The 6,395-nt window shown below is 69.1% G+C and carries 10 protein-coding genes; 6 read left to right on the top strand and 4 right to left on the bottom strand.

Annotated elements, in window-relative coordinates; translation table 11 throughout:
- Positions 1–278: 278 nt before the first annotated feature.
- From ACLQ3F_RS14255 to ACLQ3F_RS14245, 3 genes are all read left to right on the top strand, one after another.
- The gene (locus ACLQ3F_RS14255; protein WP_425849160.1) at positions 279–1,010 is read left to right on the top strand and encodes a class I SAM-dependent methyltransferase; all 732 of its coding nucleotides are present in this window, start codon (positions 279–281) and stop codon (positions 1,008–1,010) included.
- 98 nt (positions 1,011–1,108) lie between these two features.
- Positions 1,109–1,309 carry a hypothetical protein gene (locus ACLQ3F_RS14250; protein WP_425849157.1) on the top strand — a complete coding sequence of 67 codons (201 nt, stop codon included), beginning with the start codon at positions 1,109–1,111 and terminating at the stop codon, positions 1,307–1,309.
- Between the two features lie 81 nt (positions 1,310–1,390).
- Positions 1,391–2,668: an MFS transporter gene (locus tag ACLQ3F_RS14245; protein WP_425849154.1), complete on the top strand. Its 1,278-nt coding sequence runs from the start codon at positions 1,391–1,393 to the stop codon at positions 2,666–2,668.
- On the opposite strand, the gene ACLQ3F_RS14240 is transcribed toward ACLQ3F_RS14245, so the two are convergent.
- From ACLQ3F_RS14240 to ACLQ3F_RS14230, 3 genes are read right to left on the bottom strand one after another with little or no spacing between them, the layout of a single operon-like run.
- Entirely contained in the window at positions 2,652–3,095 is a 444-nt protein-coding gene (locus ACLQ3F_RS14240) for an SRPBCC family protein (RefSeq protein WP_425849151.1), read from the bottom strand. The genes ACLQ3F_RS14245 and ACLQ3F_RS14240 overlap by 17 nt on opposite strands.
- 2 nt (positions 3,096–3,097) lie before the next feature.
- Positions 3,098–3,448 carry an ArsR/SmtB family transcription factor gene (locus tag ACLQ3F_RS14235; protein ID WP_356976845.1) on the bottom strand — a complete coding sequence of 117 codons (351 nt, stop codon included), beginning with the start codon at positions 3,446–3,448 and terminating at the stop codon, positions 3,098–3,100.
- Positions 3,445–3,903: an SRPBCC domain-containing protein gene (locus tag ACLQ3F_RS14230; protein ID WP_425849149.1), complete on the bottom strand. Its 459-nt coding sequence runs from the start codon at positions 3,901–3,903 to the stop codon at positions 3,445–3,447. Before ACLQ3F_RS14230 ends, ACLQ3F_RS14235 begins: the two co-directional genes overlap by 4 nt.
- Positions 3,904–4,017: 114 nt before the next feature.
- Here ACLQ3F_RS14230 and ACLQ3F_RS14225 point away from each other — a divergent pair, with 114 nt between their 5' ends.
- Positions 4,018–4,392: a VOC family protein gene (locus tag ACLQ3F_RS14225; RefSeq protein WP_357201712.1), complete on the top strand. Its 375-nt coding sequence runs from the start codon at positions 4,018–4,020 to the stop codon at positions 4,390–4,392.
- Positions 4,393–4,568: 176 nt separating this feature from the next.
- On the opposite strand, the gene ACLQ3F_RS14220 is transcribed toward ACLQ3F_RS14225, so the two are convergent.
- Positions 4,569–4,946 carry a winged helix-turn-helix transcriptional regulator gene (locus tag ACLQ3F_RS14220; RefSeq protein ID WP_425849146.1) on the bottom strand — a complete coding sequence of 126 codons (378 nt, stop codon included), beginning with the start codon at positions 4,944–4,946 and terminating at the stop codon, positions 4,569–4,571.
- A 100-nt stretch (positions 4,947–5,046) separates the two neighbouring features.
- Here ACLQ3F_RS14220 and ACLQ3F_RS14215 point away from each other — a divergent pair, with 100 nt between their 5' ends.
- Positions 5,047–5,412 (top strand): DoxX family protein, encoded by a 366-nt coding sequence (locus tag ACLQ3F_RS14215; protein ID WP_425849143.1) that lies wholly within the window; start codon positions 5,047–5,049, stop codon positions 5,410–5,412.
- 28 nt (positions 5,413–5,440) lie between these two features.
- Positions 5,441–6,394: a hypothetical protein gene (locus tag ACLQ3F_RS14210; RefSeq protein WP_425849140.1), complete on the top strand. Its 954-nt coding sequence runs from the start codon at positions 5,441–5,443 to the stop codon at positions 6,392–6,394.
- Position 6,395: the final 1 nt, after the last annotated feature.

Raw genomic sequence — 6,395 nt, 5'->3', positions numbered from 1 at the left:
TGGCGCGCATATGAGCCACCAGGTGCAAATTGTTATCCCCCACAACCTCTCTTTACCGCACGTCCAGTCGTGGGCCCGCCTGGCGTAATTGCCTTGCCGGGCCCACGGCGTGTCTGGTGTCCTCGGTCGACAGTCACCCGAAGGGAGCAGCCACCATGCCCAACACGACGAAGTCCCCCGAACCAACCGTCATCCGACCCGACGAATCGAGACTTCGTGAGCAGGACTGTTTCCCCGGCGCTGCTGAGCGCCGCTGACTTCAACCCCGGAGGCCGCTGATGTCGGTCTTCGACGATCCCGGCCTCTTCGGCCGGCTCTGGGCCGCCGACTACGACGGCCCCGGCAACCCCGACCCCGCGCCAGCCGTGGACTTCCTGGCCGACCTGGCCGACGGGGGTCCGGTTCTCGAACTGGCAATCGGCACCGGCCGGGTCGCGCTGCCGCTGGCCGAACGCGGCCTCGCCGTGCAGGGCGTCGAGGCGTCCGAGGAGATGGTCGCGCAGCTGCGGGCGAAGCCCGGCGGCGACCAGATCCCGGTGGTCGTCGCCGACATGGCGGACGTGCCGGTGGCCGGTGAGTTCCGGCTCGCGTACCTGGTGTTCAACACCCTGTTCAACCTGGTGGACGCCGAGCGGCAGGCGGACTGCTTCCGCAACGTCGCCCGGGTGCTGTCGCCCGGCGGCGCGTTCGTCATCGAGACGTTCGTGCCCGACCCGCGCGACTTCGACCAGGACGAGCAGGTGCAGGTACGTGCCGTGACCGAGGACTCCGCGACGATCCGACTGCACAGGTACGACCGGCCGGCGCAGCGGTTCATCCGGCAGACGATCACGTTCGACGCGGACGGTGTGCATCTGAAGCCGTTCGCCATGCGGTACGCGTGGCCGCACCAGATCGACGAGATGGCGCAGCGGGCCGGGCTCCGGCTCACGGAGCGGCACGCCGACTGGCACCGGCGACCGTTCCAGGCCGACAGCCCGTCGCACATCTCGGTCTACCGCAAGGAGTAGCGGTTTGATCGGCTCGGGTTCCGGAAAGTCGAGCAGTCATCGCCCCGACGTCACGGAACCCGAGCCGATCTCCCGCCGACCGAGAGCGAGATGCCGCCATGAGCAGACGAGCCATCCAGGTGGTCCTGGCCCTGTCGGTCGTCCTCATGGTCACCGGCATCATCCTCAGGGTGAACGGGGACGGCGGGGTTGACACGGCCGGCACTGTGGCGGTGTCGCTCGCCTCGGTGGGTTCGATCGTGGCGAGCATCGGCTCGTCCTTCCGCGCTGCCCGCCGAAACGACGGCCCGAAGCGGTGACCCGGCCTTTCACCCTCGGCTGATTCTGCTGCCAGCAGCTAGGTATTGATCCGCAGGTCGTTCGCCGAGTGTGCTGACTGCATGCCGGACGCCTCCCGATTCCCGCGCTCCTCTCCGTACTGGCCGGTGGTCAGTCACCCTCAACTCCGACGCGTTCTACCCGGGCTGGCCGTCTCCGCGTTGGGCGACGGCTTGGCGGTGGTCGCGGTGACCTGGCTCGCCATCCAACTCGCCCCGCACGGTCAGCGGGGCACCTGGATCGCGCTGGCCATGGCGGCGTACACGCTGCCCAGCGCGGCCGGGACCGTCGTCTTCGGTCGGCTGCTGCGCGGGCGAAGCGGCGCGCAACTCGCCGGGTGGGACGCCATCCTGCGGGCCAGCGCGCTCGCGGCGATCCCCCTCGCCCACCTCGCCGGCGTGCTCACCATCGGGCTGTACGTGGTTCTGCTGGCCGCGTCGGCGCTGCTGCACTCGTGGGGTTCCGCTGGCCGATTCACCCTGATCGCCGAACTGCTGCCGCAGCGACACCATTTGCCGGCCAATGCCGTGCTCAGCACCATCGGAGGGTTCGCCATAATCGTCGGCCCGCCACTGGCGGGCATCCTGATCGGCTGGGTGGGGCCGGTCTGGGTCATCGCCATCGACGCCGCAACCTTCGCCGCGCTGGCCCTCACGTACCGTCTCGCCCTTCCCACCAACGACGGACCCGCACGGTCCGAGAGCGGCGCTTCGCGAGCGGCCGGATTCGCGGTCATCCGCCAGAACCCGGCCCTGCTGGGCCTGCTGGTGCTGAGCCTCGGGTTCTTCTTCCTCTTCGGACCGGTGTACGTGGCGATGCCCATTCACATCACCGACGACCTGCACGCCTCCGCGACGCTGCTCGGCGCCTACTACACCGCGTTCGGCGTCGGCGGTCTCGCCGGGGGTCTGGTCGCCGGTTACCTCCGCCGCTGGCCACTGCGAGCCACCACCATCGGCATCGTCGTCGCGTTCGGCGTTGCCATGCTGCCGCTCGGCCTGGGCGTACCGGTCGGCGTGTCGTTGCCGGCGTTCGCCCTGGCGGGCTTCATCTGGGCGCCGTACATGTCCACGTCGATGGCGCTGTTCCAGCGCAGCACGTCGACCAACCGACTGCCCGCGGTGCTCGCCGCGAACGGTGCCATCCTCGTGCTGGCGGTGCCGCTGGGCACCATGCTGGGCGGGCCGCTGGCGGGTGCCATCGGCCCCCGCCCGACGCTGCTGCTCTGCGCCGTGGCGATCGTGGCCCTCGGCCTGGTCGCCGGGGCAATCGCGATCTCCAGGCGGAGTTCGCGATTGCCCGGCGATGCAGCCGTCACCCAGGTCAGTGCCAGTCGCTGATCCGCACGTCGTCCGGGGCCGGTCGGCCGTGGCCGGTCTCCACCTGCTCCTTGAGGCTCATCAGGAACAGCGCCCACTTGGTGCTGCAGTGGTGCATGAACTCGACCGGCTCGCGCCAGCCCCGATGTGCGAACTGGACGATCGTGTACTCGCCGCGCTGGTCGAGACGCCAGTCGACCTCGGTGCCGACCCACTCCTCTGGGCCGTCGACGACGCGCCACCGCACCCGCCCGGCGGGGTTCAGCTCCAGGACCTCCATGTCGAAGCCGCCGGCATCGCCGAACCGGAAGGCCAACTGTCCACCGACCTCGCTCTTGCCCACCGTGTCGGTGGTCCACCAGGCGGCGAGACCCTCCGGCGTGGCCACCGCTCGGTAGACGTCGTCGAGCGGAGCGACGACGCCGACCCGGTGCAGGATGTCGACCATTCTCAATCTCCTTCGTCGTTGGTGCGGGTGCGTTCGATCGCCTCGGCGATCCGCTTGATCCGGCGGAGTCGGGCGTCCCAGGTGGAGCCGACCGCCGACAGCTGGGCGACCGCGCGGGCGAGTTGCGCCTCGTCCACCTGGTAATGGCGCTCGCGACCGGCCGGTTCGGCGTGGATCAGCCCAACCCGGTCGAGGACGGCAAGGTGCTTCGAGACGGCCTGACGGGTTACGGGTAGTCGCCTGCTCAACGAGGTGGCCGTGCCGGGCCCGTCGGCGAGAAGAAGATCGATCATCGTACGACGGATCGGGTCGCCGATCGCCGACCACAGCTCGTCGTCGACCACCGCGCTCATGGGGTCGCGACCAGCCGCGCGACGTACTCCCCCAGCCGGGGCATGTAGTGATTCCATCCGTTCTCGTGGTCGCGGTACTGCTCTTCCAGGACAGCGATCTCCCAACCCAGCTCGCGGAACCCGGTCTCGGTCATCCGGATCAGCGTCCCGGTGCCGCTGGGCACCAGGTCGAAGGTGACGAACAGCGCCTGCCCGCTCCGGTCCGGCTCGGTGAAGCACCACCGGAAGGAGAACCGCTTCGGCGGGTCGACCTCGACGACGGCGAGCGCGACGGTCTTCGTCTCGCCGGTGTCGGCGTCGCGCCAGATCAGCTCGCCGGGCGCACCGGCGACGGATTCGAACCGCGCATCGTCGGGCCACCACTCCCGCATGTGCTGGGGCTGGCTGACCACCTCGAAGACGACCTCGGGGGACGCGTTGACGTGGATGTCGCGTTCGATCGTTCCCTGTTCCATGTCCACAACCTTTCGCAACCTTTGGTTGCACCTAACCTACGACAGCCGACACCCATCACGCAACCTTTCGTTGCGCTTCGGGGTTTCGTCGTACCCGGGGTGCACGATCGGCGCATGTCTGAGCCATCGCCACACCGACACCACGCCATCGACTACGTCGAGCTCACGGTGACCGACCTCGCCGTGGCCAAGCGCTTCTACGCCGACGCGTTCGGTTGGCAGTTCAACGACTACGGGCCGGAGTACGCCGGCATCCGCAGCCCACACGGCGACGCCGCGCCCGAGGTCGGCGGTCTCCGTCTGGACGCGGAGGTTCGGGCGGGCGGCCCACTCGTGCTGCTCTACTCCACCGACCTGGACCGATCCGTGCAGGCCGTCAAGGAGGCCGGCGGCCAGGTGGTGAACGGGCCGTACGAGTTCCCCGGTGGCCGGCGGTTCCACTTCACCGACCCCAGCGGCAACGAGCTGGGTGCCTGGGCCGAGCAGTAGGGCGAGATCCGGCGAGGGCGACGACCTGGCCGATCACCTCCCGGCTTATGTGCCCACTCTGGACAAGCGACCCTCACCGTCCGTCCGAGGGGACACAGGAGATCCGCGCGGACCCGTGGCGCGCCGTGACGGGCGGTTTTTGCCCCGGCCCATGGAGCGCCGCAACCACCCGCAGGTCAGCGCTCGCGCAGGTCGTAGGTGTGCTGATTGCGCTCGATGTCGGGGTTGTGTTCGACAGCCCACTCGGCGAGGGTCACCGCGGGCCCGATCAGCGTGCGGCCGGTGTCGGTGAGCTGGTACTCGACGCGCGGAGGCACCTCGGCGAAGACGTGCCGGGAGACGAGGCCGTCGCGTTCCAGGTGCCGAAGGGTCCGGGTCAGCATGCGCTGAGAAACCTCCGGGATGCGCTGCTGCAGCTCGCTGAAGCGCATGCGTTCGCTGTCGAGGGTAGCCACGACCAGCAGGCTCCACTTGTCGCCGATCCGGTTGAGAATGCCGCGAATGGCACGGCCGCCGTCGCCACGGATCAGACACGACTTCCCGTACTTCGACATGACCCCTCGATGTGGGTAGGGCACAGCGATGTGCCTTTTGTAGAGCCCTCGATCATGCCCCAGGATCTGGTTACTTACTACTCGCGACCACGGGGGACTGATGGAGATCGCGTACTGGATCGTCGGCGGGCTGCTCGCGCTGTTCTACCTGTACTCAGGCGGTATGAAGGTGGTCCGGAGCCAGGCGCAGCTCGCACCGATGATGGCGTGGGCAGGCACCGCGGTCCCGATGGCCGGCGTACGCGCCATCGGCCTGTTGGAGGTGCTCGGAGGCGTCGGCCTCATCCTGCCGCCGCTCACGGGAATCGCACCCGTCCTCGCCGTCGCGGCAGCCGCCGGGCTGACGATCCTGCAGGTCTTCGCGGCCGGGTTCCACCTCTTCCGAGGCGAACGGAAGGACGTCTGGCTGAACCTGGTTCTGGTCGTCGTCGGCGCGATCGTCACCTGGATCGCGGCCGCCCTCTGAGCGCCCAACGAAGGCGCGCCGAAGGTACATGCGTCAGGACCATGCCGGCGGCCAGGTGGTAACCGGGCCGTACGAGTTCCCCGGTGGCCCGCGGTTCCACGTCACCGACCCCAGCGGCAACGAGCTGGGCGCCTGGGCCGAGCGGCAGGACCGGTGGCTCCGGCAGTATGTCCCCATGGCCGGAAGGGGACTGGACGCCGAGGGATGGATTGCGCGTGAGGGTGCACTGAGTCGGGTCCCGGCCGCCTTCGCCGGTGTTGTCGACGCGGCACGCGCTCGGACAGCCGAGTCGTTCGACGGTGGTCGGCTGCACAGCGCCTACATCTACGGCAGCATCCCGCGTGGCACCGCCACCCTCGGCGTCTCCGACCTCGATCTGCTCCTCGCCCTGCGCACCGAACCGACCGAGGCCGACCGGGCGGCTGCCACCAGGATCGAGCAGGACCTCGACCGGTCCTTCCCGCAGATCGACGGCGTGGGCATCCTGCTGTTCAGTGCACGTACGCTGCTCAGCGAGCTTGAGCGGCACGACCTCGGTTTCTTTGTCGCCTGCCTGTGCACTCCCCTGCTGGGGGACGACCTCGCCGACCAACTCCCCCGCTACCGGCCCACTCCCCTGCTCGCCCGCGAGACGAACGGTGACCTCTCCCTTGCGCTTCCGGGGTGGCGCCACCAGGCAGCCGAAGCGGACACCGACCAGCAACGTAAGGCCCTCACCCGGCTCGTCGCTCGTCGCATCGTCAGGACCGGATTCACGCTGATCATGCCTCGATGGGGAGGCTGGACGAGCGACCTCACCGAGTCCGCCGAGGCGTTCGGGCTCCACTATCCAGAACGCGCCGGGCAGATGCGTAGAGCTGCCGTCGTCGGCCGCGAGCCTTCACCGGCTCCGGGCGTGCTCGGCGAACTCATCGACGACCTTGGGCCCTGGCTCGCCGCGGAGTACGTGGCGGTCCACGGCGAGAAGGCTGCCCGCCCCTGAC

Source organism: Micromonospora sp. DT15 (genome assembly GCF_049841475.1).
In the GTDB taxonomy this organism is placed as follows: Bacteria; Actinomycetota; Actinomycetes; order Mycobacteriales; family Micromonosporaceae; genus Micromonospora.
The sequence above is the reverse complement of the archived record's forward strand: the minus strand, read 5'-3'. Positions and strand labels throughout refer to the sequence as shown.